Here is a 25,425-nt window from a genome sequence, read left to right on the forward strand (position 1 = left end):
GCTCCGGGGCGTTCCTTCATCCGCTGATCGCGAACGGCGCCCGGAGCCTGCCGAGGCAGGCTCCATCTTGGAGCGACGCGCGATGGCCGCCGAAACCGGCGACCACTTTCGGCTATCGCGCGTTTTAGCGGACGCCGAAGCCGAACAGGGTGTCGGCGTCGATCAGGTCGGCGCCCGAACGGTCGCGGGTCTTCAGGCTGCCGCCGAAGGTGTAGCGGAAGCCGAACTTGACGGCTTCGGCGTTCAGGTTCGCCAGGTCGTCGGACTCGGTGTGGGTGTACTTGGCGAAGGTCGACCAGCCGGTGTTGGCGAACTTGTATTCGCCGCCGACATTGACGTCCCAGACATCGGCGCTCGAGAAGCCCTTCGGGTCGAGGTTCGCGTAGCCGGCGCCGGCGTCCAGACGGAAGTCGTCCGAGACGAAGTAGCGGGCGTCGGCGCGGACGGCCCACAGGTCGGCGTCCAGGTCGTTCGACTGGCCGTAGGCGGCCAGGCCGGTCAGGGTGACCTTGTCGAAGTACTTGCTGGCTTCGGCGCCGACGGCCCACAGGGTGTCGTTCGACGGACGCGACAGGGCGGCGAAGCCACCGACGCGCACGGTGTCGCCGGCGACCAGGGTCGTGGCGTGAGCGGCGGTCGAGGCGACGGTCTCGTCGCTGATGTCGTTGTCGTTGACCGAGACGTTGCCGTTGACGGTGACGGTCCAGGCGCCGGTCGGGATGGCGACCGAGCCGTCGACCTTCACCGAGGTGCCGTCGACGTCGACGCCGGTGGCCTTCAGGTCGGTGTAGTTCACCGCGGCGCCGATCGAGCCGACGTTCTGAGCGAAGGCGGGAGCCGAGACGGCCAGCGCCAGGACGGCGGCGGCGGCGAAGAGTTGGGTCTTCATAGTGGGTAATCCCCTTACTGTGTGGCCTCGATCGGCAGGCGGTCGTTTGGGGAGGGGCCGCCCGTCCGTCGAGGAGCGGCGGATCTATGGAGCTTCGCCTGGCGTCACAAGTCCGCCGAACGCGTTCATCGGACAAATGATGCAGTTTTATGACACTTGCGAAGGTGGCTGGAGCTTCCTATCGCGTGGGCCGCGCACGTTCATGCTCACCTTTCAGAAGTTTCGGGGCATGTCCGCGCGACGACGTTATGTTTCGGCGCGCGGCGATCGGCGGGCGAGGGCAGGGGGATGTGAAACCCCTTCCGAACCGCTTGACGAAACCGATTCACACACGTAAAAGCCCCCCTCTGTTGGACCGGCTGTGAGCTCCAGGGCTCAAACGCGGTTCGCAAACGACTGAGGATCGCGCCTTTTGGGGCGCAGTTCGAAGTCACCGGCCCTAGCGGGTGACCGCCGGGGCTTATTTGTTTTGCGGACGCTGCGTTCGGATGTCTCGAAAGAGGGGTCCGGGTTGGTCTTTGAAATGGTTCGAGACGCGGGCGCAGCCCACTAGGAAACCGAGCGATATGGATCGTCAGAACATCCGCATCCGGCTCAAGGCCTTCGATCACCGCGTGTTGGATCATTCCACGCGCGAGATCGTGAATACGGCCAAGCGCACGGGTGCGACGGTACGGGGCCCGATCCCCCTGCCCACGCTTATCGAGAAATTCACCGTCAACCGCTCGCCGCACGTCGACAAGAAGTCGCGCGAGCAGTTCGAGATCCGTACGCACAAGCGCGTCCTCGACATCGTTGACCCGACTCCGCAGACCGTGGACGCGCTGATGAAGCTCGACCTGTCGGCCGGCGTTGACGTCGAAATCAAGCTGTAAGGAGGGCCGAACAGATGACTCTCCCCGCTAATCGTACTGGCGTGATCGCCAAGAAGCTGGGCATGACCCGCTTCTTCGATGAAACCGGACAGCACGTCCCGGTCACCGTCCTGTCGCTGGACGGTTGCCAGGTCACGGGCCAGCGCACGGTCGAGAAGGACGGTTACACCGCCCTGCAGCTCGGCGCCGGCGCCAAGAAGCCCAAGAACACCTCGAAGGCCGAGCGCGGTCACTTCGCCAAGAACTCGGTCGAGCCCAAGCGGATCGTCGCCGAATTCCGCGTCGATGAAGCCGCTCTGATCGACGTGGGCGCCGAGTTCACGGCCGACCACTACGTCGCCGGCCAGAAGGTGGACATCCAAGGTATCACCGTCGGTAAGGGTTTTGCCGGCGCCATGAAGCGCTGGAACTTCGGCGGTCTGCGCGCCACCCACGGCGTCTCGGTCTCGCACCGTTCGCACGGTTCGACGGGTAACCGTCAGGATCCGGGTCGCACGTTCCCGGGCAAGAAGATGGCTGGCCACCTGGGTCAGGAAACCGTCACCACCCTGAACGTCACCGTCTGGAAAGTGGACGTCGAGCGCGGCCTGATCCTGGTCAAGGGCGCCGTCCCGGGCCACGAAGGCAGCTACGTCAAGGTTCGCGACGCGATCAAGAAGGCCGCTCCGGCCGACCTGCCGCGTCCGGGCGCCTTCCGCAAGGCTGGCGAGGCTCCGGCCGCCGCTGCTGAAACCCCCGCTGAGGAAGCCCCCGCGGCGACGACCGAAGAGGGCGAAGGCTAATGAAACTCGACGTCATCAAACTGGACGGCGGCAAGGCCGGTTCCGTTGATCTCGACGACGCCATCTTTGGCATCGCCGACATCCGCGGCGACATCCTGCAGCGCGTCGTCACCTGGCAGCTGGCCAAGCGCCGCTCGGGCAACCACAAGATTCAGGTCCGCAACGAGGTCTCTCGTACGGGCAAGAAGATGTACAAGCAAAAGGGCACCGGCTCGGCTCGTCACGGTTCGCGCCGTGCGGCTCAGTTCGTCGGCGGCGCCAAGGCCCACGGCCCGGTCGTCCGCAGCCACGCGTTCGATCTTCCCAAGAAGATCCGCGCCATGGCCCTGCGTCACGCCCTGTCCTCGAAGGCCAAGGCCGGCGCGCTCGTCGTGCTGGACAGCGCCGTTCTGACCGATCCGAAGACGGCCGCCCTGCGCGCCAACTTCGACAAGATCGGCCTGAAGAACGCCCTGGTCATCGCGGGTCCGGAAGTGGACGGCAACTTCAAGCTCGCCGCCCGCAACATTCCGAACATCGACGTGCTGCCGAACGCCGGCCTGAACGTCTATGACGTGCTGCGTCGCCAGACCCTGGTCCTGACCAAGGACGCGGTCGAAGCGATCTCGGCTCGTTTCGCTGAGAAGGAAGCCGCGTAATGGCCGCTACCGCCCGCCACTACGACACGATCCTGTCGCCGGTGATCACCGAGAAGGCCACCCTGCTCAGCGAGCAGAACAAGGTTGTCTTCCGCGTGGCCGCCGATGCGTCGAAGGACGAAATCGCCGCCGCCGTCGAAGAGCTGTTCAAGGTCAAGGTCACCAAGGTCAACACCCTGGTGTCCAAGGGCAAGACCAAGCGCTTCCGTGGCATCGTCGGACGCCGTTCCGACGTCAAAAAAGCCATCGTGACCCTGGCCGAAGGCCAGTCGATCGACATCACGACGGGGCTCTAAGACATGGCCTTGAAGCACTATAATCCGACCAGCCCGGGCCAGCGCGGCCTGGTGCTGATCGACCGCAGCGAGCTCCACAAGGGCCGCCCGGAAAAGAAGCTGGTCGAAGGCCTGACGAAGTCGGGCGGCCGTGGCGGCAATGGCCGCGTGGCCGTTCGCTTCCGCGGCGGCGGCGCCAAGCGCCTGTACCGCCTGGTCGACTTCAAGCGTCGCAAGCAAGGCGTGGCCACGGTCGTTCGTCTCGAGTACGACCCCAACCGCACCGCCTTCATCGCCCTGATCAAGTATCAGGCCGATGGCGAGCTGGCCTACATCCTGGCCCCGCAACGCCTGAGCGCCGGTGACGAAGTCGTCACCGCCGAGAAGGTCGACGTGAAGCCGGGCAACGCCTCGCCGCTGCGGACCCTGCCGATCGGCACGATCATCCACAACGTCGAGCTGAAGCCCGCCAAGGGTGGTCAGATCGCTCGTTCGGCTGGCGCCTACGCCCAGCTGGTCGGTCGTGACGCCGGCTACGCTCAGATCCGCCTGAACTCGGGCGAGCTGCGCATGGTCCTGGACAGCTGCATGGCCACCGTCGGCGCCGTGTCCAACCCCGACCACTCGAACCAGAACCTTGGTAAGGCCGGTCGGTCTCGCCACCTGGGCCGTCGTCCGCACGTTCGCGGCGTGGCCATGAACCCGGTCGACCACCCCCACGGTGGTGGTGAAGGCCGTACTTCGGGTGGTCGTAACCCGGTGACCCCGGCTGGTAAGCCGACCAAGGGCGCCAAGACCCGCGTTAACAAGGCCACGGACAAGTTCATCATCCGTTCGCGCCACAAAGCGAAGAAGGGCCGCTAAGCCATGACCCGCTCCGTCTGGAAAGGCCCGTTTGTCGACGGGTACCTCCTGAAGAAGGCCGACGCCGCCCTGGCGTCGGGCCGCAAGGACGTGATCAAGACCTGGTCGCGCCGCTCGACCATCATGCCGCAATTCGTCGGCCTGACGTTCGGCGTGCACAACGGTCAGAAGCACGTTCCCGTCTCCGTGTCGGAAGACATGGTCGGCATGAAGTTCGGCGAGTTCGCTCCGACCCGTAACTTCCCCGGTCACGCCGCCGACAAGAAGGCGAAGAGGAAGTAGGCCATGAGCCAAGCTAAACAACCTCGCCGCCTGCCGGCCAATGAAGCGATGTGCAAGGTTCGCACCCTGCGCACCAGCGCCCGCAAGCTGAACCTGGTCGCTCAGTCCATTCGTGGCCTGAACGTCCAGCGCGCTCTGAACGAGCTCGAGTTCAGCCACAAGCGTATCGCTCAGGACGTCCGCAAGGCGCTGTACTCGGCGATCTCCAACGCCGAGAACAACCACAACCTCGACATCGACTCGCTGGTCGTCGCCGAGGCCTATGTGGGCAAGAACCTGGTGATGAAGCGCTTCTCGCCCCGCGCCCGCGGTCGTGCGACGCGCGTTGAAAAGCCGTTCTCCGAGATCACCATCGTGGTCCGCGAACTGGGTGAGGCCGCCTGATGGGTCAGAAAGTCAATCCGGTCGGGCTGCGGCTCGGCGTCAACCGTACCTGGGACAGCCGTTGGTTCGCCGACGGCGAGCAGTACGGCAAGCTCCTGCACCAAGACCTCGCGGTCCGTGCGATGCTCAAGAAGCGCCTGTATCAAGCCGGCGTCTCGCGCATCATCATCGAGCGTCCCCACAAGAAGTGCCGCGTGACCATCTACGCGGCGCGTCCGGGCGTGATCATCGGCAAGAAGGGCGCCGACATCGACAAGCTCCGCAAGGATCTGTCGGTGATGACCGAAGGCGAAGTTCACCTGAACATCGTCGAGATCCGCAAGCCGGAAACCGACGCCCAGCTGGTGGCCGAGTCCATCGCCCAGCAGCTCGAGCGCCGGATCGCCTTCCGTCGCGCCATGAAGCGGTCGATCCAATCGGCCGTCCGTCTCGGCGCCAAGGGCATCCGCATCAACGTGTCGGGCCGCCTCGGCGGCGCGGAAATCGCTCGTATGGAATGGTACCGCGAAGGTCGCGTGCCGCTTCACACGCTGCGCGCCGACATCGACTACGGCTTCGCGGAAGCCAAGACCACCTACGGCATCATCGGCGTGAAGACCTGGATCTTCAAAGGCGAAGTGCTGGAGCATGACCCGATGGCGCTCGACAAGCGTCTGGCCACCGAATCCGGCCCGGCCGGCGAAGGCGGCGGACGCGAGCGCGGCGATCGTCCCGACCGGGGCGACCGCGGCCGTCGCGATCGGGGCTAAGGATAGAGCGCTATGCTGTCACCGAAAAAAACCAAGTATCGCAAGCAGTTCAAGGGCCGCATCCACGGCACCTCGAAGGGCGGCACCCTGCTGAACTTCGGTTCGTACGGCCTGAAGGCCGTCGAGCCGGAGCGGATCACCGCTCGTCAGATCGAAGCGGCTCGTCGGGCGATCACTCGCCAGATGAAGCGCCAAGGTCGCGTGTGGATCCGCATCTTCCCGGACGTGCCGGTCACCGGCAAGCCGGCTGAAGTCCGGATGGGTAAGGGCAAGGGCGCCGTGGACCACTGGGCCGCTCGCGTGGCTCCGGGCCGCATCATGTTCGAAATCGACGGCGTGCCGGACGATATCGCTCGCGAAGCCCTGCGCCTCGGCGCGGCCAAGCTGCCGATCCGTACCCGTGTCGTCACCCGCATCGACGCCGGTGCGGCTCTGGAGGCCGAAGCGGCATGACCAAGATTGCTGACATCCGGGGCATGACCCCCGACCAGCTCGCCGAGCAACTGCTCAACCTGAAGAAAGAGCAGTTCAACCTGCGCTTCCAGGCGGCGACCGGTCAGGTGGAAAAGACCCACCGCGTCGGCGAGATCCGCAAGGAAATCGCCCGCATCAAGACCGTGCTGCGCGCCAAGGCCGCGGCTTAAGGAGAACGATATGCCCAAGCGTATCCTCGAAGGGGTTGTCGTCTCCGATAAGGGCGACAAGACCGTGGTGGTTAAGGTCGAACGGACCATCGTTCACCCGCTGCTGAAGAAGATCGTGCGTCAGTCCAAGCGTTACCACGCGCACGACGAGAGCAATGCGTACAAGACCGGCGAAGCTATTCGCATCGTCGAGTGCGCTCCGAAGTCCAAGCTGAAGACCTGGGAAGTCCTTCCCAAGGCTTCGGCGTAGTCTGGAAGGTTTAGTCCATGATCCAGATGCAAACTAACCTGGAAGTCGCCGATAACTCCGGCGCCCGCCGGGTCATGTGCATCAAGGTGCTGGGTGGCGCGGGTCGTCGCTACGCCAGCGTCGGTGACGTGATCGTCGTGTCCGTGAAGGAAGCCATTCCGCGCGGCCGCGTGAAGAAGGGCGACGTGCTGCGCGCCGTCGTCGTTCGCGTGAACCAAGGCATGAAGCGTAAGGACGGGTCGCTGATCCGTTTCGACAAGAACGCCGCGGTCATCGTCAACAAGCAGAGCGAGCCGGTCGGCACGCGGATCTTCGGCCCGGTTCCCCGCGAACTGCGCGCCAAGAACCACATGAAGATCATCTCCCTCGCCCCCGAGGTGCTGTAATGGCTGCCAAGATTAAGAAGGGCGACCGCGTTGTCGTCCTGGCCGGCAAGGACAAGGGCAAGCAAGGCGCTGTGACCCAGGTTCTCCCGAAGGAAAGCCGCGTCGTGGTGCAAGGCGTGAACCTGGTTCAACGCCACACCAAGCCGACCCAGGCCGAACCGCAGGGCGGCATCAAGAGCAAGGAAGCGGCGCTGCACGTCTCGAACGTCGCGCTCGTTGACTCCAACGGCAAGGCCACCCGCGTCGGCTTCAAGATCGAAGGCGACAAGAAGGTGCGCGTCGCCAAGACGACGGGCGAGGTGATCAATGGCTGATCAAGCTTATGAACCCCGGCTGAAGACCGTTTATCGCGAGCGCATCCGCTCGGCGATGAAGGAGCAGTTCAGCTACACGAACGAAATGCAGATCCCCAAGCTGGACAAGATCGTCCTGAACATGGGTATCGGCGAGGCCGTGGCCGACTCCAAGAAGGCCCAGACCGCGCTGAAGGATCTGATGGCTATCGCCGGCCAGAAGCCGGTCGCCACGAAGGCCCGCAAGTCGATCGCCGGCTTCAAGCTGCGCGAAGGCATGGTGGTCGGCGCCAAGGTGACCCTCCGCAAGGACCGGATGTACGAATTCCTGGACCGCCTGGTCACGATCGCGCTGCCGCGCGTGAAGGACTTCCGCGGCCTGAACGGCAAGAGCTTCGACGGCCGTGGCAACTACGCCATGGGCCTGAAGGAGCACCTGGTGTTCCCGGAAATCAACTATGACCAGATCGAACAGATCTGGGGCATGGACATCATCGTTTGCACCACTGCGAAGACCGACCAGGAAGCCAAGGCTCTCCTGAAGGAATTCCAGTTCCCGTTCGTCAACTAAGAGAGCGGGAAGGGAAAACACACCATGGCCAAGAAAAGCGCCGTTAACCGTAATCTCGCGGTCAAGGCCCTCGTCAAGAAGTACGCCGGCAAGCGCGAAGCGCTGAAGGCGATCGCCAACGACGAAAGCCTGCCGCTGGAAGAACGCTTCGAAGCCCGCCTGAAGCTCGCGAAGCTTCCGCGCAGCTCGTCGTCCGTCCGCATTCGCAACCGCTGCGAAGTGACCGGCCGCCCGCGCGCCTACTATCGCAAGCTGAAGATGAGCCGGATTGCTCTGCGCGAACTGGGTTCGCAGGGGCAGATCCCCGGCCTCGTCAAGTCGAGCTGGTGAGGACGATCAGATGTCGATGAACGATCCCCTGAGCGATATGATCGCTCGCATCAAGAACGCCGCCACGCGCAAGCGCGCCAAGGTCGCGACGCCGGCTTCCAAGCTGCGCGCCCGCGTCCTGGACGTGCTGGCCGACGAAGGCTACATCCGCGGCTACTCGCTGGTCGAGAAGCCCGGTGCGTTCCCCGAATTCGAGATCGAGCTCAAGTATTTTGACGGTGAGCCCGTGATCGCCGAGATCAGCCGCGTGTCCAAGCCTGGCCGTCGCGTCTATTCGTCGATCAAGGACCTGAAGCCGATCAAGAACGGCCTGGGCATCTCGATCCTTTCGACGCCGAAGGGCGTCATGTCGGACTCCGCCGCGCGCGACGCTAATGTCGGCGGCGAAGTCCTCTGCCGCGTCTACTAGGCGCGGGAGGGAAAGAGCATGTCACGTATCGGAAAGAAGGCCGTCTCGATCCCCAAGGGCGTCACCCTGACGCTCGAAGGCCAGACGGTCACGGCGAAGGGCCCCAAGGGTCAGCTCGCCTGGACGGTTCCCGAAGAGATCGAAGTCAAGGTCGAAGGCGATGAGCTGACCCTGGCCCCGCGCTCGGAAACCACCCGCGCCCGCGCGATGTGGGGCCTGTCCCGCACGCTGGTCGCCAACATGGTGCACGGCGTCAGCACGGGCTTCGAGGAAACCCTCGAGCTGGTCGGCGTCGGTTACCGCGCCGCGATGAAGGGCTCCGCCCTGTCGCTGCAGCTCGGTTTCTCGCACGAAGTCGACGTCGAGGCTCCGGCCGGCGTCACCTTCGCGGTGCCCAAGCAGACCGAAATCAAGATCGCCGGCGCTGACAAGCAGGCGGTCGGCGAGATTGCCGCGAAAATCCGTCGCATTCGTCCGCCGGAGCCCTACAAGGGCAAGGGCGTGCGGTATGCTGGCGAGAAGGTTCGCCGCAAGGAAGGCAAGAAGAAGTAAGCCATGGCGCTCACACCTCGCGAATCCGCCGTGCGTCGTGCTCAACGCACCCGCACCCGCCTCAAGGCCCTGTCCAACGGTCGTCCGCGTCTGTCGGTCTTCCGTTCGTCCAAGAACATCTACGCCCAGGTCATCGATGATGAACGCGGCGTGACCCTGGCTCAGGCCTCCACCCTCGAGGGTGAAGGCAAGACCAAGGGCGCGGACAAGGACGCGGCCGCTCTCGTCGGCAAGCTCGTCGCCGAGCGCGCTATCGAAAAGGGCGTCAAGGACGTCGTCTTCGATCGCGGCGGCTACATCTTCCACGGTCGGGTGAAAGCCCTGGCCGACGCCGCGCGCGAAGCCGGCCTGAACTTCTAAGGGAAACAGAATGGCTCGTGGTGAACAGCAGCGCGGTGAAGGCGGTCAACGCCGGGACCGTCGCGACCGCAACGCCCCCGAAGAGCGGGTCGACAGCGACATCGTCGAAAAGCTCGTCCACATCAACCGCGTCGCCGCCACCGTGAAGGGCGGCCGTCGCTTCAGCTTCGCCGCTCTGATGGTCGTTGGCGACCAAAAGGGCCGCGTCGGCTTCGGTCATGGCAAGGCGCGTGAAGTGCCGGAAGCCATCCGCAAGGCGACCGAAGAAGCCAAGAAGACCATGATCCGCGTCCCGCTCCGCGAGTCGCGCACCCTGCACCACGACGGCGCTGGCCGTTGGGGCGCCGGTAAGGTCATGATGCGCGCTGCCCCTCCCGGCACGGGCGTCATCGCCGGTGGTCCGATGCGCGCGGTTCTCGAAACCCTGGGCGTCCAGGACGTCGTGGCCAAGTCGACGGGTTCCTCGAACCCGTACAACATGGTCCGCGCCACGTTCGAAGCCCTGAAGGTCCAATCGTCGCCCCGCCAGATCGCCGCCAAGCGCGGCAAGAAGGTCGGCGACATTCTCGGCCGCCGCGCCGACGGAGCTTCGGCTCCGGACGCTCTTGAGGGCTAAGTCATGGCTGAAGCTAAAACCGTCACCGTCCGTCAGACCGGCAGCCCGATCCGTCGCGACAAGGCCCAGCGCCTGGTGCTGATCGGTCTGGGTCTGAACAAGTTGGGTCGCGTCTCGACCCTCGAGGACACCCCGGCCGTTCGTGGGATGATCCGCAAGGCCGCCCACATGCTGGAAATCGTCGAGTAGTTCTGCTACGAGACGTCGAAATCGCCACCCCGGTGAAAGCCGGGGTGGTTTTCGTTTGAAGTCCCGGTCCCAGTCCTTGTGTCTGGTCGGGCTTCGACGAAGCGATCAAACCATTGTTTTCAAAAGCCGAGTCTGGCCCCCGGCCAGGCGCAGATCTCCAAGGAGAGGCACATATGACCAAGCTGAACGAACTGGCTCCGGCTCCCGGCTCCACCAAGGGCCGCATGCGCATCGGCCGCGGCCCGGGCTCGGGCAAGGGCAAGACCGGTGGTCGCGGCGTGAAGGGCCAAAAGGCCCGTACCGGCGTCTCGATCAACGGCTTCGAAGGCGGCCAGATGCCGCTGCACATGCGTATGCCCAAGCGCGGCTTCAACAACCCCTTCCGCCTGCAGTTCGCCGAAGTGAACCTGTGGCGCCTGGAGCAGGCCGTCGAAGCCGGCAAGCTGAAGGCCGGCGCCGAGCTGGCCGCCGCTGACCTGATCGCCGCCGGCGTGATCCGTCGCGAGCTGGACGGCGTGAAGCTGCTGGCCAAGGGCGAGATCAAGACCGCCCTGAAGCTGACCGTCTATTCGGCGACCGAAGCGGCCATCAAGGCCGTCGAAGCCGCCGGTGGTTCGGTCACCGTGACCAAGAAGGCCAAGGCGCAAGCCGAAGCCTAAGACCATAGCGTCATCCCGGGGCGGCCTTCCAAGGCCGCTGTCCGGGATCGCGGGCAGGGCAGGGGAGACCCGCCGGGTCCGCCTTTTCCCATCGGGATGACAGAATAACGAGGCTCGCCGTGACATCGCGGCGAGCCTCACCTATGTACGGCTCCGTACTCGGGCTTAGTCCGCTCCCGGCGATTCACCGCCGACCGGACCTGGCCCGGCAATATGCTTGGAGCGCGACTAGGCCGCGGAAGCGGCGCGCGCTCTCGACGTGGGGATTTGAATGGCCTCGGCCGCCGAACAACTCGCAGCCAACATGAACTTCGGGTCCTTCCAGAAGGCCACCGAACTTCACAAGCGCATCTGGTTCACGCTCATCGCCCTGATCGTCTACCGGCTCGGCACCTATGTGCCGATCCCGGGGATCAATCCGGAAGCCTTCGCCGCCGCGTTCTCGCAGCAGTCGAAGGGCATCCTGGGCATGTTCAACATGTTCTCGGGCGGCGCCGTGCAGCGCATGGCCGTGTTCTCGCTGAACGTGATGCCGTACATCAGCGCCTCGATCATCGTGCAGCTGATGGGCTCGGTGTATCCGCCGTGGGAAAAGCTGAAGAAGGAAGGCGGCGAAGCCGGCCGCAAGACCCTGAACCAGTACACCCGCTACCTGGCGGTCATCCTGGCCGTGGTGCAGTCGTTCTCGATCGCCGTGGGCCTGCAGAGCCAGCCCAACATGATCGTCAGCGGCATCGCGCCGGCCTTCTTCGTGGTCTCGACCGTGGTGGCCCTGACGGGCGGCACCCTGTTCCTGATGTGGCTGGGCGAGCAGATCACCAGCCGTGGCGTCGGCAACGGCGTTTCGCTGATCATCTTCACCGGCATCGTCGCCGGCCTGCCGGTGGCCATCGTGCGGATGTTCACCCAGGTGCAGACCGGCGCCATGTCGGGCTTCTCCCTGTTCGCCCTGGCCGTGCTGATGGTGGCGGTGATCTTCGCGATCGTCTTCATCGAGCGCTCGCAGCGCCGCCTGCTGGTGCACTATCCAAAGCGCCAGCAAGGCAACCGGATGATCGGCGGCGACACCTCGTTCATCCCGCTGAAGCTGAACACCGCCGGCGTCATCCCGCCGATCTTCGCCTCCAGCCTGCTGCTGCTGCCGACGACCGCCATGGGCTTCGCCAACCAGGCCAACCTGCCCAACTGGCTGCAATGGCTGCCCACCGTGGTGGGCGCGCTGCAGCACGGCCAGCCGCTGTTCATGATCCTCTACGCGGCGCTGATCATCTTCTTCTCGTTCTTCTACACCTCGGTGGTGTTCAATCCGGACGAGACGGCGGAGAACCTGCGCAAGTACGGCGGCTTCATGCCGGGCATCCGTCCGGGCAAGCGGACGGCGGAGTATCTGGACTATGTGCTGACCCGCCTGACGGTGATCGGCGCGGCCTACATCACCGCCGTCTGTATCTTCCCCGAGCTGCTGATGGGCGCGATGGGCAACAAGAGCTTCGCCCTGGGCGGCACCTCGATCCTGATCGTCGTGACGGTGACCATGGACACCGTCGCTCAGATCCAGTCCCACCTGCTGGCCCACCAGTACGAAGGGCTGATCAAGAAGTCCAAGCTGCGGGGCGGCAAGGGGCGCTAGCCTCATAACGCCCCAGCGGAAGGTATGAACGCGGAAGCCGGTTTGTCACAAACCGGCTTCCGTTTTGAGCGAACCCACTCTAGGTCTGAGCGGGACGCGGGCGGCAGACTCGCGAGAACGCAGGAAGCGCATTGATGAACTTGATCCTGTTCGGGCCGCCGGGAGCGGGCAAGGGCACCCAGGCCAAGCGGCTGGTCGAGCAACGCGGCATGGTCCAGCTGTCGACCGGCGACATGCTGCGCGCCGCCATCGCCTCGGGCTCGGAACTGGGCCAGAAGGTCAAGGGCGTGCTGGATCGCGGCGACCTGGTCACCGACGAGATCGTCATCGCCCTGATCGAGGAGCGTCTGCCCGAGGCCGAAGCGGCCGGCGGCGCCATCTTCGACGGCTTCCCGCGCACCGTGGCCCAGGCCCAGGCGCTGGATTCCATGCTCGCCAAGCGCGGCCAGAAGATCGACTCCGTTCTCCGACTCAAGGTAGACGAGCCGGCTCTGATCGAGCGCATCACCAAGCGGTTCGCCGAGCAGGGACGGTCGGACGACAATCCCGAGACCTTCGTGAATCGTCTGGCCCGCTACAACGCCGACACGGCGCCGCTGCTCCCGTACTACCGGGAACAAGGCAAGCTGACGGAAGTCGATGGCATGGGGACCGTGGACGCGGTCGCCGCCGCGATCGACGCCGCGCTTTCCGTCGTGGCTTAAGACTTCGTTGGAATCCTCTCATTCGAGCGGATTCCGCCATTGACGGACGCGCAACTATCCCTATAACGGGGCGCTTCCGCGAAAGGGCGCGATCTGTGCGCGCCGGACTGGGTCGAAAGACCGGGCCGGGCGCGCCGTTCGCGTCTTTAGTGCGTGACTAGGAGAACATTAGACGTGGCCCGTATCGCAGGCGTCAACATCCCGACGAACAAGCGCGTTCTGATCGCGCTTCAGTACATTCATGGCATCGGCCAGAAGTCCGCTCGTGACATCGTCACCAAGGTGGGCCTCGACGACACGCGCCGCGTCAATCAGCTGACCGACGCCGAGGTCCTGCAGATCCGCGAAACGATCGACCGCGACTATACCGTCGAGGGCGATCTGCGTCGCGAGAACTCGATGAACATCAAGCGCCTGATGGACCTGGCCTGCTATCGCGGCCTGCGTCACCGTAAGGGCCTGCCGGTCCGCGGTCAGCGCACCCACACCAACGCTCGCACCCGCAAGGGTCCGGCCAAGCCGATCGCCGGCAAGAAGAAGTAAGGTAGGCTGACCGATGGCCAAGGAACCGGCTCGCGTTAAAAAGCGCGAACGCAAGAACATCACCTCGGGCGTGGCGCACGTGAACGCCTCGTTCAACAACACCATGATCACCATCACCGACGCCCAGGGCAACACGATCTCGTGGTCCTCGGCCGGCATGATGGGTTTCAAGGGCTCGCGCAAGTCGACCCCGTACGCCGCTCAGATGGCTGCGGAAGACGCTGGCAAGAAGGCCGCCGAGCATGGTGTGAAGACCCTCGAGGTCAACGTGTCGGGTCCGGGTTCGGGCCGTGAATCGGCCCTGCGCGCCCTCCAGGCCGCCGGCATGACCATCACGACCATCCGCGACGTGACGCCGATCCCGCACAACGGTTGCCGTCCGCCCAAGCGTCGTCGCGTCTAGTACTTTTTAGACCCAATCTTCCTTCGCCGGCTGCGCAAAACGCGGCCGGCGAGCCGCGTTCAAGGGATCGACACGTGATCGAAAGAAACTGGAACGAGCTGATCCGTCCTGAGAAGCCGCAAATCGAGACTGGCGCCGACGCGACCCGCAAGGCTCGCATCGTGGCCGAGCCGCTCGAGCGCGGCTTCGGTGTGACGCTCGGCAACGCTCTCCGCCGCGTCCTGCTCTCCTCGCTGCAAGGCGCCGCCGTCACCGCCATCCAGATCGATGGCGTGGTGCATGAATTCTCGTCGCTCGAAGGCGTCCGCGAAGACGTCGTCGACATCGTTCTGAACATCAAGCAACTGGCCGTGCGCATGCACGCCGAAGGCCCCAAGCGCATGACCCTGCGCGCCACCGGCCCCGGCCCGGTGACCGCTGGTCAGATCGAAACCCCGGCCGACATCGAGATCCTGAACCCCGACCACGTGCTGTGCACGCTGGACGACGGCGCCTCGGTGCGCATGGAGTTCACGGTCAACACCGGCAAGGGCTACGTCCCGGCCGACCGCAACCGTCCGGAAGACGCGCCGATCGGCCTGATCGCCGTCGACGCCCTGTATTCGCCGGTCAAGCGCGTGGCCTATCGCGTCGAGCCGACCCGTCAGGGCCAGTCGCTGGACTACGACAAGCTGATCCTGGAAGTGGAAACCAACGGCGCCGTCACCCCGGTGGACGCCGTGGCCTACGCCGCCCGCATCCTGCAAGACCAGCTGCAGATCTTCATCACCTTCGAAGAGCCCAAGGCCAAGACGGCCGACGAGGCCAAGCCGGAACTGCCGTTCAACCCGGCCCTGCTGAAGAAGGTGGACGAACTGGAACTGTCGGTCCGCTCGGCCAACTGCCTGAAGAACGACAACATCGTCTACATCGGCGACCTGATCCAGAAGACCGAAGCCGAGATGCTCCGCACCCCGAACTTCGGCCGCAAGTCGCTGAACGAGATCAAGGAAGTTCTCGCCGGCATGGGCCTGCACCTGGGCATGGACGTGCCGAACTGGCCGCCGGAAAACATCGAAGACCTGGCCAAGAAGTTCGAAGACCAGATCTAAGACCGTATCGAGTATCGCGCTTAATCCGGGCCGCTTCCTTCGGGAGGCGGCCTGGGCCTTTTGAAGCCGCAACAGCGGTGGAGGGCCCCGGCGCTTCGTTCTGAACCCGGCCGGGACGCCGCTGGGATTGGTGACAATCAGCGCAATTTCTCGCGCTTCAGCGGGCCACGGCCCAGGAGACACTACAATGCGTCACGGTAAAGCTCACCGTAAGCTCGGCCGCACCTCGGCTCACCGCACCGCCATGTTCGCCAACATGTCGGCCTCGCTGATCAAGCACGAGCAGATCGTCACCACCCTGCCCAAGGCCAAGGAACTGCGTCCCTTCGTCGAGAAGCTGGTCACCCTGGCCAAGCGCGGCGACCTGCACGCGCGTCGTCAGGCCATCTCGACCGTCCGCGACGTCGAGCAGGTCGGCAAGCTGTTCGCCACCATCGGTCCCCGCTACAAGGACCGTCAGGGCGGCTACATCCGCGTCCTGAAGGCCGGCTTCCGCTACGGCGACAACGCCCCGCTGGCCGTCATCGAGTTCGTCGACCGCGACGTCTCGGCCAAGGGCAAGGACTCCGGCCCGGTGTTCACCGCCGACTCGGAAGACTAAGACCACTCGACTTCAAGTCGATCAAGGAAAGGCCCTGGAGCGATCCAGGGCCTTTTCGCTGTTTGCACTCTGTGCGAACGCCCGCGATGACATTTGCGTGTGTCACCAAAACAAGGTTACGCGCCCCGAAGAACAACGTTCAATGTGCGGCCTTTCGCTCATCTGAACCGCCGGGGGGATAAAGTGGTTCTATTTGGAAAGAAGGCCTCGGAGCTGAGGTCTTTACCTTCGTTCGTGGCCGATGCGCCGGCGCCGGACCAGGCGCTGTGGCGGCTGATCGAGGGCAACGCCGCCTTCATCGAGGGACGCGCCGCGCCGGTCAATTCGCGCGAATACCTGAAGAAGCTGGCCGCGGCCCAGCATCCGTTCGCGGTGATCGTCGGCTGCGCCGACAGCCGTGTCTCGGCCCAGACGCTGTTCAATCAGAAGCTGGGGCAGCTGTTCGTGGTCCGCGTGGCCGGCAACACGGTCGACCGCGTGGCCCTGGGCTCTATCGCCTACGGCGTCTCGGTGCTGGGCTGCTCGCTGGTGGTCGTGCTGGGGCACGCCAAGTGCGGGGCGGTCACGGCGGCGGTCGACATGGTCGAGAACGGGGCGGACTATCAGGGCGCGATCGCCGAGATGGTGCTGCCCATCGTTCCGGCCGTGATCACCGCCAAGACCCATGAGCCGCACGACCTGGTAGACGCCTCGGTGCGGGAGAACATCCGGCGGGTCGCCGACGGACTGCGCAGCGCCGAGCCGGTGATCACCTCGGCCCTGGAGGCGGGGACGGTGCGCATCGTCGGCGCCCACTACGACCTGGAGACGGGCGAGGTGGAGTTCTTCACCTAGCCCGGCGGGCTATTCCTTTGTCAGGTCCTGGCGGCGGAACAGCAGCGCCGCGCCGCCCGCCAGGATCGCCAGCCAGGCCAGCAGCAGCACCAGGGCCAGGCCCGCGGGGCCGGCGTCCAGCCGGGCCTCGGCGGGGCTGGCCAGGAAGGTCTTGAGCACACGGCCGGCATAGGCCGGGATCGCCAGGCTCTTCCAGGTGGTCGCCTGCTGGGTGGCCGCCAGGGTGGACTGCACGAACACCACCACGAGGCCGGCGATCACCGCGCCCAGGGTCGAGCGGGTCTGCACGCCGATCAGGGCGGCCAGCACGCCGATCAGCAGCACCTCCAGCCACGTCGTCAGCATCACGCCCGCATACTGGCCCACGAAGGCCCCGCCGGACGGCGGACCGACGAGGCTGGTGTGGTTCATGGCGCTGCCGAACAGTCCGCCCAGCACCGAGGCGAGGGCGGTGGCCAGCAGGCTCCAGGCGGCGGCCTCGGCGAAGACCACCAGCTTGGCGGCCAGCAGGTTCAGGCGGCTGTTGCGCGGCGTGACCAGCCGCCAGGTCTCCCAGCGATAGTCGCCGGCGAAGATCGAGGCTGCGCCGATCAGCAGGAAGAGGGCGGTGATCGGACCCGAAGCGCCGGCGACCGCGCCCATGGCCCGGTTGGCCAGGTCCGTCGTCTCGCCCGGAATGCTGCGCCGGATCACGAAGTGCACGAACAAGTCGCCCGCGATGCTGAACAGCAGAGTGGCCACGGGCATGAAGCCGAAGCCCCAGAACAGCGAGACCCGGTCGCGCCACAGGCGGAAGCGCTCGGCGGCGATGGCGTCAGCGAGCATCGGCGAGATCCCCATTCTTCCCGTTGGAGGGCTCAAGCGCGCCCAGATAGGCGCTCTCCAGGTCGGCCTCGCGCCAGCGGGCCTCGGTGATCTCGACGCCGGCCTCGACCAGGGCGCGGATCAGGGCGGGGGTTTCCGAGCGCAGGACGTCGGCCAGCACGGCGTGCGGACCGTCGGCCTCGCCCTTATCGCCCAGCACGGCCAGGGCCTTGTCGACGGGGGTGACGGTCAGACGCAGGCGCGGCTTGCCGCCGGTCAGGGCCTCGACCGAGCCCTCGGCCGCCACCTTGCCCTTGGAGAAGATCGCCACCCGGTCGCAGACCCGACGGACCTCGTCCAACTGGTGGCTGGCCAGGATGATGGTCACGCCCTCCTTGTCGGCCAGATCGCGGATCAGGGCGCGGATTTCCTGGATGCCGGCCGGGTCCATGCCGCTGGTCGGCTCGTCCAGGATCACCAGCTCGGGCCGAGTGAAGAAGGCGGCCGCCAGGCCCAGGCGCTGCTTCATGCCCACCGAGAAGGTGCCGGCCTTGCGCTCGGCCGCGCCGCCCAGGCCCACGCGCTCCAGCCAGTAGTCGATGTCGGCCGTGCCGCCGGCGCCGCTCTCCAGGGCCAGCATCCGCAGCACCTCGCGGGCGGTCAGATAGGGCGGATAGCGCGGGGTCTCGATCATCGCCCCCACGCGACGCAGGGACGAGGTCTGGCCGGCGGGCGCGCCGAACAGTCGCGCCGCGCCGCTGGTGGGACGCACCAGGCCCAGGGCGATGCGGAACAGGGTGCTCTTGCCCGCGCCGTTGGGGCCCAGAACCCCGAACACGCCGCCGGCCGGAATGCTCAACGACAGGCCGTCCAGGGCGCGCACCGCGCCATAGGTCTTGACCAGGCTCTCGGCCTCGAGCGCCAGGCTCATTTGAAGCGCGTTCCGGCGGCGATCATGCAAGACGTCTCCTGGGAAGATGCCGCGACTATGGCCGGGCCGCCGAGTCCCGCCAAGTTAAGTCGCGGTCATGCTTGGCCAGTTGTCGTATGGGCGAGTTGTCATCTGGTCGGGCTATAGGCTGGCCATGTCGAGTGCGAGGTGCGTGATGGTTTGGATGTGTCGCTGGATGGCCATGGTGCTGGCGTTGGCCTTGGGCCTCGGCGCTGTCCCAGCCCAAGCCGCGCCCACCAAGCCCGCCCTGACCATCCTGATCTCGCTGGACGGTTTTCGCCCCGACTATCTGGATCGCGGCGCCACCCCGACCCTGAACGCCCTGGCCGCCGACGGCGTGCGCGGGGCCATGCGGCCGTCGTTCCCGTCGCTGACCTATCCCAACCACTACACCCTGGTGACCGGCAAGCGGCCCGACCATCACGGCATGGTCAACAACACGCTGGAGGACGAGGACATCCCGGGCGTCAGCTTCAGCATGACCAACCAGGCCGCCGTCAGCGACGGGCGCTGGTGGGATCAGGCCAAGCCGATCTGGGTCAGCGCCGAACAGCAGGGCGTCCATGCCGGCACCCTGTTCTGGCCGGGCTCGGAGTCCGAGATCGACGGCGTGCGGCCCAGCCACTGGAAGACTTTCGACGAGAACCTGCCCTATGACGTGCGGGTCGACACCGTGCTGGCGTGGATCGACGCCAAGGACCCGCCGCTGGGCTTCGCCACCCTCTATTTCCAGGGCACGGACACCGAGGGGCACCACTACGGCCCCAACTCGCCGGAGGTGGACGTCGCCGCCGCCCAGGCCGACGCGGCCATCGCTCGTCTGGTGGCGGGGCTGAAGGCGAGAGGGCTGTACGAGACCACCAACCTGGTCGTCGTGGCCGACCACGGCATGGCGGCCCAGCCGCTGAGCAAGCTGGTCCTGGTGGCGACCCTGGCCGATCCGGCCAAGGCCAAGTTCGTCGCCACGGGCTCCGTCGTCGGCGTCGAGCCCAAGCCCGGTTTCGAAGCCGAGGTGACGGCGACCATGCTGAAGGCCCATCCGCACCTGACCTGCTGGAAGAAGGCGAAAATCCCGGCGCGCTACGGCTACGGGACCAATGCGCGCGTGCCGCCCATCGTCTGCCTGGCCGACAGCGGCTGGTACTTCGTCACCGACAGCGCCCTGAAAAAGCGCATGCGGGAGTATCCGCGCGACGGCGGGGCGCACGGCTACGATCCGGCCGATCCCGACATGCGGGCGGTCTTCCTGGCCCACGGTCCGGCGTTCAAGCGCGGCGTGGTCCTGCCGGTGTTCGACAATGTCGACGTCTATCCGCTGCTGACCCGCCTGATCGGCGTGAAGGGCGAGCGCGGCGACGGCAGGCTGGGGCCGGTGAAGAAGGCCCTGAAATAGGTCAGTCCGGCTGATTGCGCGCCGTGACGATCCAGGCCGCGCCGCCGATCATCACCGACCGCTCGCCCGGACACCGGGCATAGGCGGCCCGCACGGCCGCGCAGGCCTTGGCGCGGACGTCGTCGGGCTGGTCGGCCAGGACGCGTGACAGCGGACCGACCTGGAACGCCATCTCCACCGCGTCGTCCAGGGCGGCCTCCCGGTCCTGGCCTTGGCCGAACGGGATGACGTGGTCGAAGGCGGTCACGGCGATGTCGATGAAGCCGGCGGCGTCCAGGATGCGCGTGACCCGCTCAGGATCGGCGAAGGAGAAAGGGCCGGGCGCTTCCGGATCGGGCGGTGCGGGCAGGGGGACCAGGTCGCGGATCGCGCCCAGGGGCAGGGCGCCCCAGTCGTTCTCGGCCGCGGCGCGCCAGCAGACGAAGGCCAGGCGACCGCCGGGTTTCAGCGCGCGGCGCATGTGCGCGAAGGCGCCTGCCGGATCCTCGAAGAACATCACCCCGAACCGCGAGAACAGCAGGTCGAACTCGGCCTGGGGCAGGGCGGCGCTACCGGCGTCGGCCAGTCGGTAGGCGACCGGCGCGTCGTCCGGCGCCAGCTCGGCCGCCCGCTGGATCAGCGGCGCGGAGATGTCGACGCCCATGACGTGGCCGTCTGGGCCGACCTTCTCCGCGAGCGCCAGGCTGGAGGCGCCCGCGCCGCAGCCCACGTCCATCACCCGCTCGCCCTGCGCCGGCGCGGCGATCTGGATCGCGGCCTCGCCGAACACCGCCAGCATCTGGTCCAGCCGTGCCTGGTTGGCGACCCAGCGTTCGCCGCTTTGCCCGTTCCAGTCGGAGACCTGGTAGGCGCTCTGTGCGGACATGTGGCGTTCCTTCCTGACAGTCGTTCTCAACTACGGGCGTCGGCGAGAGGGCGCAATCGCGCGTCGGTTAGAAAATGCGCATTCGCACGCTTGCGGATATAGTTTCGATATGCGTTAAATATTGTCGATATTTGAAACGGAGCTTGGCCATGATCCGCAACGCCCTGACCTCGGCCCTCTGCTATCGCGACCCGAAGGCCGCCCTGAAGTTCCTGGAGGCGGCGTTCGGCTTCGACCTGGTGATGCTGATCGAGGACGCCGAGGGCAATCTGGCCCATTCGGAGATGAAGTTCGGCGACAGCCTGATCATGATCGGCAACGAGTGGACCGCCCAGCACAAGAGCCCGGCCTCGATCGACAATTTCAACACCCAGACCGTCCATATCCATCTGGAAGGCGACATCGACGCCCATTGCGAGCGGGCGCGGGCGGCCGGGGCCGAGATCCTGATGGAGCCGGAGGACCAGTTCTACGGCGACCGCACCTATCGCTGCCGCGACCCGGAAGGCCACTTCTGGACGGTCGGCGCCCCGGTCCGAACCGTGACCCAGGAAGAGGCCGAGGCGGACTCTGGCCTCAAGGTGGTCAAGGGCTGGGCGTGAGCGCCCCGATGACCCAGGACGATTTCCGCCGCCTGGCCTTGGCCCTGCCCGAGGCCATCGAGAGCTCGCACATGGGCACGGTCGATTTCCGGGTCGGGCGGATCTTCGCCACCCTGGGCTATCCCAACGCCAGCTTCGGCATGGTGCAGCTGACCCCCGAGCAGCAGGAGGTGGTGACAGGCGTCGAGCCCGCCGTCTTCCGGCCGGTGCCCGGCGCGTGGGGCCAGAAGGGGGCGACCCTGGTGCTGCTCGAGGCGGCCGACGAGCCCACCCTGCGCGGGGCGCTGGAGGCGGCCTGGCGGTTGAAGGCCAACAAGCGGCAGATCGCGTTGCTGGATGCCCAGCGGGCGGATGCGCCGTCATGAGCGCCTCTCTGGACGCCACCCTGGCCGCCCTGGCCGATCCGCACCGGCGGGCCACCGTCGATCTGCTGCGCCAGGGACCGCGCCGCGCCGGAGAGCTGGCCCAGGCCGCCGGCCTGTCACCCCCGGCCATGAGCCGCCACCTGCGCGCTCTGCGCCAGGCCGGGCTGGTGGAGGAGACTCATCCGCCGTTCGACGCCCGGGTGCGGGTCTACGCCCTGCGGCCCGCGCCCATGGCCGAGCTCAAGGCCTGGGCCGAGGCGGCCGAGGGCCTGTGGAGCGACCAGTTGTTGGCGCTGAAGGCGCATGTCGAAGGCGGCCCCGCCGAAGAGGTGGGGGCGTGACCTCCAAGATTCTGGTCGCCCTGCGCATCAGGGCCGCGCCCCTGCGGGTGTTCGAGGCCTTCACCGCCGACATCGGCGCCTGGTGGAAGCCCAACGCCCTGTTCTCGTTCACCCCGCGCTCGCCCGGCGTCCTGGCCTTCGAAGGGGCCGGGGAGGGCGCGCGGCTGGTCGAGCAACTGCCCAGCGGCAAGGTGTTCGAGATCGGCCCCGTCCGCGTCTGGGCGCCGGGCGAGCGGCTGGTGTTCGGCTGGCGCCAGGCCAGCTTCGCGCCGGGCATGGACACCGAGGTCGAGGTCCGCTTCGAGCCGGTGGGGCCCCCTGAAAGCCAAGAGACCCGGGTCACCGTCGAGCATCGCGGCTGGGACACCGTGCCCATCGAGCACGTCGCCCGTCACCACTTCCCGGACGCGATCTTCCTGCATCGCCACGCCGAATGGTGGAGAGCGTTGCTGACGGGTCTCGCCGCGCGGGCTATGGACGAGGAAAACACCGCCGGGGAGGGGCGTCCATGACCGAGACCACGACGATCAAGCGTCGCCAGGCGGCGCTGGGCTTCATCTTCGTGACCGCCACCCTGGACGTGCTGTCGCTAGGCGTGATGATCCCCGTGCTGCCCGAACTGATGAAGCGCTTCAACGGCGGCGACACCGCCCAGACCGCCCTGTGGAGCGTGCTGTTCGCCACCACCTGGGGCGTGATGCAGTTCTTCTGCGCGCCGATCCTGGGACTGATGTCCGATCGGTTCGGCCGCCGTCCGGTGATCCTGACCTCGATCTTCGGCCTGGGGATCGACTTCCTGTTCATGGCCTTCGCCCCGAACCTGTGGTGGCTGTTCGTCGGGCGGGTGCTGAACGGCATGACCGCCGCCAGCTTCTCGACCGCCGGGGCCTATGTGGCCGACGTCACCAAGCCCGAGGACCGGGCCAAGGGTTTCGGCCTGATGGGGGCGGCGTTCGGCGTGGGCTTCACCTTCGGCCCGGCCGTGGGCGCCTGGCTCTGGCACTTCAGCCCGCACCTGCCGTTCATGGTCTGCGCGGGCTTGGCCTTGTGCAACTGGCTGTACGGCTTCTTCGTCCTGCCCGAGTCCCTGCCGCCCGAGCGGCGCGTGCATCGTTTCGACTGGAAGAAAGCCAATCCCGTCGGCTCGCTGAACCTGCTGCGCAGCAAGCCCAGCCTGCTGGGCCTGGCCGGGGTGGGGTTCCTGTTCCAGCTGGCGCACAACGTGCTGCCCAGCGTCTTCGTGCTCTATATGGGCTTCCGCTATCATTGGCCGGTGCAGGTGATCGGCTTCACCCTGATGGCCAGCGGCGTGGCCGGCATCCTGCTGCAGAGCTTCCTGGTCGGGCCGATCGTCAAGACGGTGGGCGAGCGTGGGGCCCTGCTGATCGGCCTGTTCTCCGGCGCCGTCGGGTTCCTGATCTACGCCCTGGCGCCGACGGGCTGGCTCTATCTGTGCGGCCTGCCGATCTTCGCCTTCTCGGGCCTGATCCAGCCCGGCTTGCAAGGCCTGATGACCCGTCGGGTCCAGCCCTGGGAGCAGGGCCAGCTGCAGGGCGCCAACTCGGCCATGATGGGCATCACCGCCATCGTCGGCCCGCCGATCTACCTGCTGCCCTTCGCCTGGGCCGTGCGCCACGACGCCACCCTGCACCTGCCGGGCCTGCCGGTGCTGATCGCCGCGACCTTCCTGCTGGTGGCCGTCAGCCTGGCCTACCGCGTGGCCCGGCCCGTGGCGGCGGAACCCAGCCCCGCCTGACCGTCTTTGCGGTTGAACCGCCATCAATGCGCCCGAAAGCTCGGCTGATCTTCCGGGGCTGAAATTCACGGAGTCGCCGAAACCTCATGCGATCCTATCGCGTCGTGCTTCCCGCCTTGGCCCTGCTGGCCGCCTGTTCGCCGCAGGGGCCGTCCAAGGCCCAGACCATCCCGGACCTCGCCCAGCCCACCCGCCGCGCGCCCTCCGACCCGGCGTCGATGAAGGCCTCGTTCGCGCCGGTGGTGAAGAAGGCCGCCCCGGCCATCGTCAACGTCGCCTCCAAGCGGGTGGTGCGCCAGCGCGTCGATCCGTTCTGGGACTTTTTCATGGGTGGCGGCGGCGGGGCCACCCGCGACCAGGTGCAGGGCTCGCTGGGCTCCGGCGCCATCGTCCGCGCCGACGGGGTGATCATCACCAATCACCACAACATCGAGAACATGAGCGACATCACCGTCCAGCTGGCCGACCGCCGGGAGTTCCCGGCCACGGTGTTGCTGGACGATCCGCGCTCGGACCTGGCGGTGCTGAAGATCGACACCAAGGGCGAGCGCCTGCCGGTGATCGCCATCGACGACCAGGAGCAGCTGGAGGTCGGCGATCTGGTCCTGGCCCTGGGCAACCCGTTCGGCGTGGGCCAGACCGTGACCAACGGCATCGTCTCGGCCCTGGCCCGCACCGATGTCGGCGCGGCCGAGTTCGGCAGCTACATCCAGACCGACGCCTCGATCAATCCGGGCAATTCCGGCGGTCCGCTGGTCGACATGGACGGCGACCTGATCGGCATCAACACCTTCATCATCTCGCGCTCGGGCTCGTCCAGCGGCGTGGGCTTCGCCATCCCGGCGGCCGTGGTCAAGCAGGTGGTCTCCACCGCCCTGGGCGGCGGCCACAGCGTGGTGCGGCCCTGGCTGGGCGTGCGCGGCCAGCCGGTGACCGGCGACATCGCCAAGAGCCTGGGCCTGGCCGCGCCGCGCGGCGTGGTGGTCTCCGACGTCTATCCGGGCGGCTCGGCCGACCGGGCGGGCATCCGTGAAGGCGACGTGATCCTGAGCATCGACGGCCAGGCGGTGAACGACGAGGGCGGCGGCGCCTTCGCCATCGGCACCCACAAGGTCGGCGACCGCGTGAACGTGCTGATCCACCGCGGCGACAAGGAACTGACCCTGACCCTGCGCGCCGAGGCCGCGCCCGAGACCCCGGCCAAGGACGAGCGCGTGCTGAAGGGCCGCAACCCGTTCGACGGCGCCACGGTGGTCAACCTGTCGCCGGCCGTGGCCCAGGACCTGAGCGTCGACCCGTTCGCCGGGCGCGGCGTGCTGGTGACCAAGATCGGGCAAGGCTTCGCCCTGAACGCCGGCCTGCGTCCCGGCGACTTCATCCGAGAGGTCAACGGCAAGGCCATCAACACCACCGCCGACCTCAACGCGGCGGCCAACACCGGCGCCTCGACCTGGACCGTGACCATCGAACGCGGCGGCCAGCGGATCACGGCGCGCCTGCGGACCTAGCCGGGAAGGCGGGGAAGGGGACGCGCCGGTGTCCCC

At 66.6% G+C, this 25,425-nt stretch carries 39 protein-coding genes; 35 read left to right on the forward strand and 4 right to left on the reverse strand.

The window, feature by feature from the left end; all coding sequences use genetic code 11:
* Positions 1-124: 124 nt before the first annotated feature.
* Positions 125-889 (reverse strand): hypothetical protein, encoded by a 765-nt coding sequence (locus AC07OA_RS16000; RefSeq protein ID WP_494664808.1) that lies wholly within the window; start codon positions 887-889, stop codon positions 125-127.
* A 566-nt stretch (positions 890-1,455) separates the two neighbouring features.
* On the opposite strand from AC07OA_RS16000, the gene rpsJ reads away from it, so the two are divergent.
* The 28 genes from rpsJ to AC07OA_RS16140 all read left to right on the forward strand — a co-directional run bounded on the left by rpsJ (position 1,456) and on the right by AC07OA_RS16140 (position 16,803).
* Positions 1,456-1,764, forward strand: a complete 309-nt coding sequence (rpsJ, locus tag AC07OA_RS16005) for a 30S ribosomal protein S10 (RefSeq protein WP_004616952.1) — start codon at positions 1,456-1,458, stop codon at positions 1,762-1,764.
* A 14-nt stretch (positions 1,765-1,778) separates the two neighbouring features.
* Positions 1,779-2,546: a 50S ribosomal protein L3 gene (gene rplC / locus AC07OA_RS16010; RefSeq protein WP_494664809.1), complete on the forward strand. Its 768-nt coding sequence runs from the start codon at positions 1,779-1,781 to the stop codon at positions 2,544-2,546.
* Positions 2,546-3,184 carry a 50S ribosomal protein L4 gene (gene rplD, locus AC07OA_RS16015; RefSeq protein ID WP_494664810.1) on the forward strand — a complete coding sequence of 213 codons (639 nt, stop codon included), beginning with the start codon at positions 2,546-2,548 and terminating at the stop codon, positions 3,182-3,184. Before rplC ends, rplD begins: the two co-directional genes overlap by 1 nt.
* On the forward strand, positions 3,184-3,480 hold the full coding sequence (locus AC07OA_RS16020) for a 50S ribosomal protein L23 (RefSeq protein WP_494664811.1): 297 nt from the start codon (positions 3,184-3,186) through the stop codon (positions 3,478-3,480). Before rplD ends, AC07OA_RS16020 begins: the two co-directional genes overlap by 1 nt.
* Before the next feature lie 3 nt (positions 3,481-3,483).
* Positions 3,484-4,323 carry a 50S ribosomal protein L2 gene (rplB, locus tag AC07OA_RS16025; RefSeq protein WP_494664812.1) on the forward strand — a complete coding sequence of 280 codons (840 nt, stop codon included), beginning with the start codon at positions 3,484-3,486 and terminating at the stop codon, positions 4,321-4,323.
* Between the two features lie 3 nt (positions 4,324-4,326).
* Complete coding sequence (rpsS, locus tag AC07OA_RS16030) at positions 4,327-4,605, forward strand: 30S ribosomal protein S19 (RefSeq protein ID WP_494664813.1); 279 nt, start codon at positions 4,327-4,329, stop codon at positions 4,603-4,605.
* A gap of 3 nt (positions 4,606-4,608) precedes the next feature.
* A complete protein-coding gene (rplV, locus tag AC07OA_RS16035) occupies positions 4,609-4,989 on the forward strand; it encodes a 50S ribosomal protein L22 (protein WP_012285670.1) in 381 nt (126 codons plus the stop codon).
* Positions 4,989-5,738 carry a 30S ribosomal protein S3 gene (gene rpsC / locus AC07OA_RS16040; protein WP_028041108.1) on the forward strand — a complete coding sequence of 250 codons (750 nt, stop codon included), beginning with the start codon at positions 4,989-4,991 and terminating at the stop codon, positions 5,736-5,738. The genes rplV and rpsC overlap by 1 nt, the downstream gene beginning before the upstream one ends.
* Before the next feature lie 12 nt (positions 5,739-5,750).
* Positions 5,751-6,191 carry a 50S ribosomal protein L16 gene (gene rplP / locus AC07OA_RS16045; RefSeq protein WP_012285672.1) on the forward strand — a complete coding sequence of 147 codons (441 nt, stop codon included), beginning with the start codon at positions 5,751-5,753 and terminating at the stop codon, positions 6,189-6,191.
* Positions 6,188-6,382 (forward strand): 50S ribosomal protein L29, encoded by a 195-nt coding sequence (rpmC, locus tag AC07OA_RS16050; protein ID WP_029912302.1) that lies wholly within the window; start codon positions 6,188-6,190, stop codon positions 6,380-6,382. The genes rplP and rpmC overlap by 4 nt, the downstream gene beginning before the upstream one ends.
* A gap of 10 nt (positions 6,383-6,392) precedes the next feature.
* Positions 6,393-6,632, forward strand: coding sequence for a 30S ribosomal protein S17 (gene rpsQ, locus AC07OA_RS16055; RefSeq protein WP_494664814.1), 240 nt, complete (start codon positions 6,393-6,395; stop codon positions 6,630-6,632).
* 17 nt (positions 6,633-6,649) lie between these two features.
* On the forward strand, positions 6,650-7,018 hold the full coding sequence (gene rplN, locus AC07OA_RS16060; protein ID WP_007662742.1) for a 50S ribosomal protein L14: 369 nt from the start codon (positions 6,650-6,652) through the stop codon (positions 7,016-7,018).
* The gene (rplX, locus tag AC07OA_RS16065; RefSeq protein ID WP_494664815.1) at positions 7,018-7,332 is read left to right on the forward strand and encodes a 50S ribosomal protein L24; all 315 of its coding nucleotides are present in this window, start codon (positions 7,018-7,020) and stop codon (positions 7,330-7,332) included. Before rplN ends, rplX begins: the two co-directional genes overlap by 1 nt.
* Positions 7,325-7,882: a 50S ribosomal protein L5 gene (rplE, locus tag AC07OA_RS16070; RefSeq protein WP_494664816.1), complete on the forward strand. Its 558-nt coding sequence runs from the start codon at positions 7,325-7,327 to the stop codon at positions 7,880-7,882. Before rplX ends, rplE begins: the two co-directional genes overlap by 8 nt.
* A gap of 24 nt (positions 7,883-7,906) precedes the next feature.
* Positions 7,907-8,212 (forward strand): 30S ribosomal protein S14, encoded by a 306-nt coding sequence (gene rpsN / locus AC07OA_RS16075; RefSeq protein ID WP_494664817.1) that lies wholly within the window; start codon positions 7,907-7,909, stop codon positions 8,210-8,212.
* Between the two features lie 10 nt (positions 8,213-8,222).
* Complete coding sequence (gene rpsH / locus AC07OA_RS16080; protein WP_007662733.1) at positions 8,223-8,621, forward strand: 30S ribosomal protein S8; 399 nt, start codon at positions 8,223-8,225, stop codon at positions 8,619-8,621.
* Between the two features lie 18 nt (positions 8,622-8,639).
* On the forward strand, positions 8,640-9,173 hold the full coding sequence (gene rplF, locus AC07OA_RS16085; protein ID WP_494664818.1) for a 50S ribosomal protein L6: 534 nt from the start codon (positions 8,640-8,642) through the stop codon (positions 9,171-9,173).
* 3 nt (positions 9,174-9,176) lie between these two features.
* On the forward strand, positions 9,177-9,533 hold the full coding sequence (rplR, locus tag AC07OA_RS16090; RefSeq protein WP_494664819.1) for a 50S ribosomal protein L18: 357 nt from the start codon (positions 9,177-9,179) through the stop codon (positions 9,531-9,533).
* Positions 9,534-9,543: 10 nt separating this feature from the next.
* Entirely contained in the window at positions 9,544-10,149 is a 606-nt protein-coding gene (gene rpsE, locus AC07OA_RS16095; RefSeq protein ID WP_494664820.1) for a 30S ribosomal protein S5, read from the forward strand.
* 3 nt (positions 10,150-10,152) lie between these two features.
* Entirely contained in the window at positions 10,153-10,338 is a 186-nt protein-coding gene (rpmD, locus tag AC07OA_RS16100) for a 50S ribosomal protein L30 (RefSeq protein WP_494664821.1), read from the forward strand.
* 173 nt (positions 10,339-10,511) lie between these two features.
* Positions 10,512-10,997 carry a 50S ribosomal protein L15 gene (gene rplO, locus AC07OA_RS16105; protein WP_494664822.1) on the forward strand — a complete coding sequence of 162 codons (486 nt, stop codon included), beginning with the start codon at positions 10,512-10,514 and terminating at the stop codon, positions 10,995-10,997.
* Positions 10,998-11,268: 271 nt separating this feature from the next.
* Positions 11,269-12,627, forward strand: coding sequence for a preprotein translocase subunit SecY (secY, locus tag AC07OA_RS16110; protein ID WP_494664823.1), 1,359 nt, complete (start codon positions 11,269-11,271; stop codon positions 12,625-12,627).
* A 134-nt stretch (positions 12,628-12,761) separates the two neighbouring features.
* Positions 12,762-13,331 (forward strand): adenylate kinase, encoded by a 570-nt coding sequence (locus AC07OA_RS16115; RefSeq protein ID WP_494664824.1) that lies wholly within the window; start codon positions 12,762-12,764, stop codon positions 13,329-13,331.
* A gap of 174 nt (positions 13,332-13,505) precedes the next feature.
* Positions 13,506-13,874, forward strand: a complete 369-nt coding sequence (gene rpsM / locus AC07OA_RS16120; protein WP_494664825.1) for a 30S ribosomal protein S13 — start codon at positions 13,506-13,508, stop codon at positions 13,872-13,874.
* 13 nt (positions 13,875-13,887) lie between these two features.
* The gene (gene rpsK / locus AC07OA_RS16125) at positions 13,888-14,277 is read left to right on the forward strand and encodes a 30S ribosomal protein S11 (RefSeq protein ID WP_018112960.1); all 390 of its coding nucleotides are present in this window, start codon (positions 13,888-13,890) and stop codon (positions 14,275-14,277) included.
* A 74-nt stretch (positions 14,278-14,351) separates the two neighbouring features.
* Entirely contained in the window at positions 14,352-15,368 is a 1,017-nt protein-coding gene (locus AC07OA_RS16130; protein WP_018061159.1) for a DNA-directed RNA polymerase subunit alpha, read from the forward strand.
* Between the two features lie 187 nt (positions 15,369-15,555).
* The gene (gene rplQ, locus AC07OA_RS16135) at positions 15,556-15,969 is read left to right on the forward strand and encodes a 50S ribosomal protein L17 (RefSeq protein ID WP_026176397.1); all 414 of its coding nucleotides are present in this window, start codon (positions 15,556-15,558) and stop codon (positions 15,967-15,969) included.
* 183 nt (positions 15,970-16,152) lie between these two features.
* Entirely contained in the window at positions 16,153-16,803 is a 651-nt protein-coding gene (locus AC07OA_RS16140) for a carbonic anhydrase (RefSeq protein WP_494664826.1), read from the forward strand.
* Between the two features lie 9 nt (positions 16,804-16,812).
* Here the strand turns inward: AC07OA_RS16140 and AC07OA_RS16145 are convergent, their stop codons facing one another.
* Together AC07OA_RS16145 and AC07OA_RS16150 are read right to left on the reverse strand one after the other, a co-directional pair.
* Entirely contained in the window at positions 16,813-17,628 is an 816-nt protein-coding gene (locus tag AC07OA_RS16145) for an ABC transporter permease (protein WP_494664827.1), read from the reverse strand.
* On the reverse strand, positions 17,618-18,538 hold the full coding sequence (locus AC07OA_RS16150; RefSeq protein WP_494664828.1) for an ABC transporter ATP-binding protein: 921 nt from the start codon (positions 18,536-18,538) through the stop codon (positions 17,618-17,620). The genes AC07OA_RS16145 and AC07OA_RS16150 overlap by 11 nt, the downstream gene beginning before the upstream one ends.
* 175 nt (positions 18,539-18,713) lie before the next feature.
* Here AC07OA_RS16150 and AC07OA_RS16155 point away from each other — a divergent pair, with 175 nt between their 5' ends.
* Positions 18,714-19,952 (forward strand): alkaline phosphatase family protein, encoded by a 1,239-nt coding sequence (locus tag AC07OA_RS16155; protein ID WP_494664829.1) that lies wholly within the window; start codon positions 18,714-18,716, stop codon positions 19,950-19,952.
* 1 nt (position 19,953) lies between these two features.
* Here AC07OA_RS16155 and AC07OA_RS16160 read toward each other — a convergent pair whose 3' ends face one another.
* Entirely contained in the window at positions 19,954-20,817 is an 864-nt protein-coding gene (locus tag AC07OA_RS16160; protein WP_494664830.1) for a class I SAM-dependent methyltransferase, read from the reverse strand.
* A gap of 149 nt (positions 20,818-20,966) precedes the next feature.
* Between AC07OA_RS16160 and AC07OA_RS16165 the strand changes: the two genes are divergently transcribed.
* The 6 genes from AC07OA_RS16165 (at position 20,967) to AC07OA_RS16190 (ending at position 25,389) form a co-directional block, all read left to right on the forward strand.
* The gene (locus AC07OA_RS16165) at positions 20,967-21,419 is read left to right on the forward strand and encodes a VOC family protein (RefSeq protein WP_494664831.1); all 453 of its coding nucleotides are present in this window, start codon (positions 20,967-20,969) and stop codon (positions 21,417-21,419) included.
* A gap of 8 nt (positions 21,420-21,427) precedes the next feature.
* Positions 21,428-21,784 (forward strand): MmcQ/YjbR family DNA-binding protein, encoded by a 357-nt coding sequence (locus tag AC07OA_RS16170; protein ID WP_494664832.1) that lies wholly within the window; start codon positions 21,428-21,430, stop codon positions 21,782-21,784.
* Positions 21,781-22,125, forward strand: coding sequence for an ArsR/SmtB family transcription factor (locus AC07OA_RS16175; RefSeq protein ID WP_494664833.1), 345 nt, complete (start codon positions 21,781-21,783; stop codon positions 22,123-22,125). The genes AC07OA_RS16170 and AC07OA_RS16175 overlap by 4 nt, the downstream gene beginning before the upstream one ends.
* Positions 22,122-22,637 carry an SRPBCC domain-containing protein gene (locus AC07OA_RS16180; RefSeq protein WP_494664834.1) on the forward strand — a complete coding sequence of 172 codons (516 nt, stop codon included), beginning with the start codon at positions 22,122-22,124 and terminating at the stop codon, positions 22,635-22,637. The genes AC07OA_RS16175 and AC07OA_RS16180 overlap by 4 nt, the downstream gene beginning before the upstream one ends.
* On the forward strand, positions 22,634-23,881 hold the full coding sequence (locus tag AC07OA_RS16185) for a TCR/Tet family MFS transporter (RefSeq protein ID WP_494664835.1): 1,248 nt from the start codon (positions 22,634-22,636) through the stop codon (positions 23,879-23,881). Before AC07OA_RS16180 ends, AC07OA_RS16185 begins: the two co-directional genes overlap by 4 nt.
* 86 nt (positions 23,882-23,967) lie before the next feature.
* A complete protein-coding gene (locus AC07OA_RS16190) occupies positions 23,968-25,389 on the forward strand; it encodes a Do family serine endopeptidase (RefSeq protein WP_494664836.1) in 1,422 nt (473 codons plus the stop codon).
* Positions 25,390-25,425 lie beyond the last annotated feature (36 nt).

The organism is Caulobacter sp. GW821-FHT09B08, assembly GCF_059418225.1.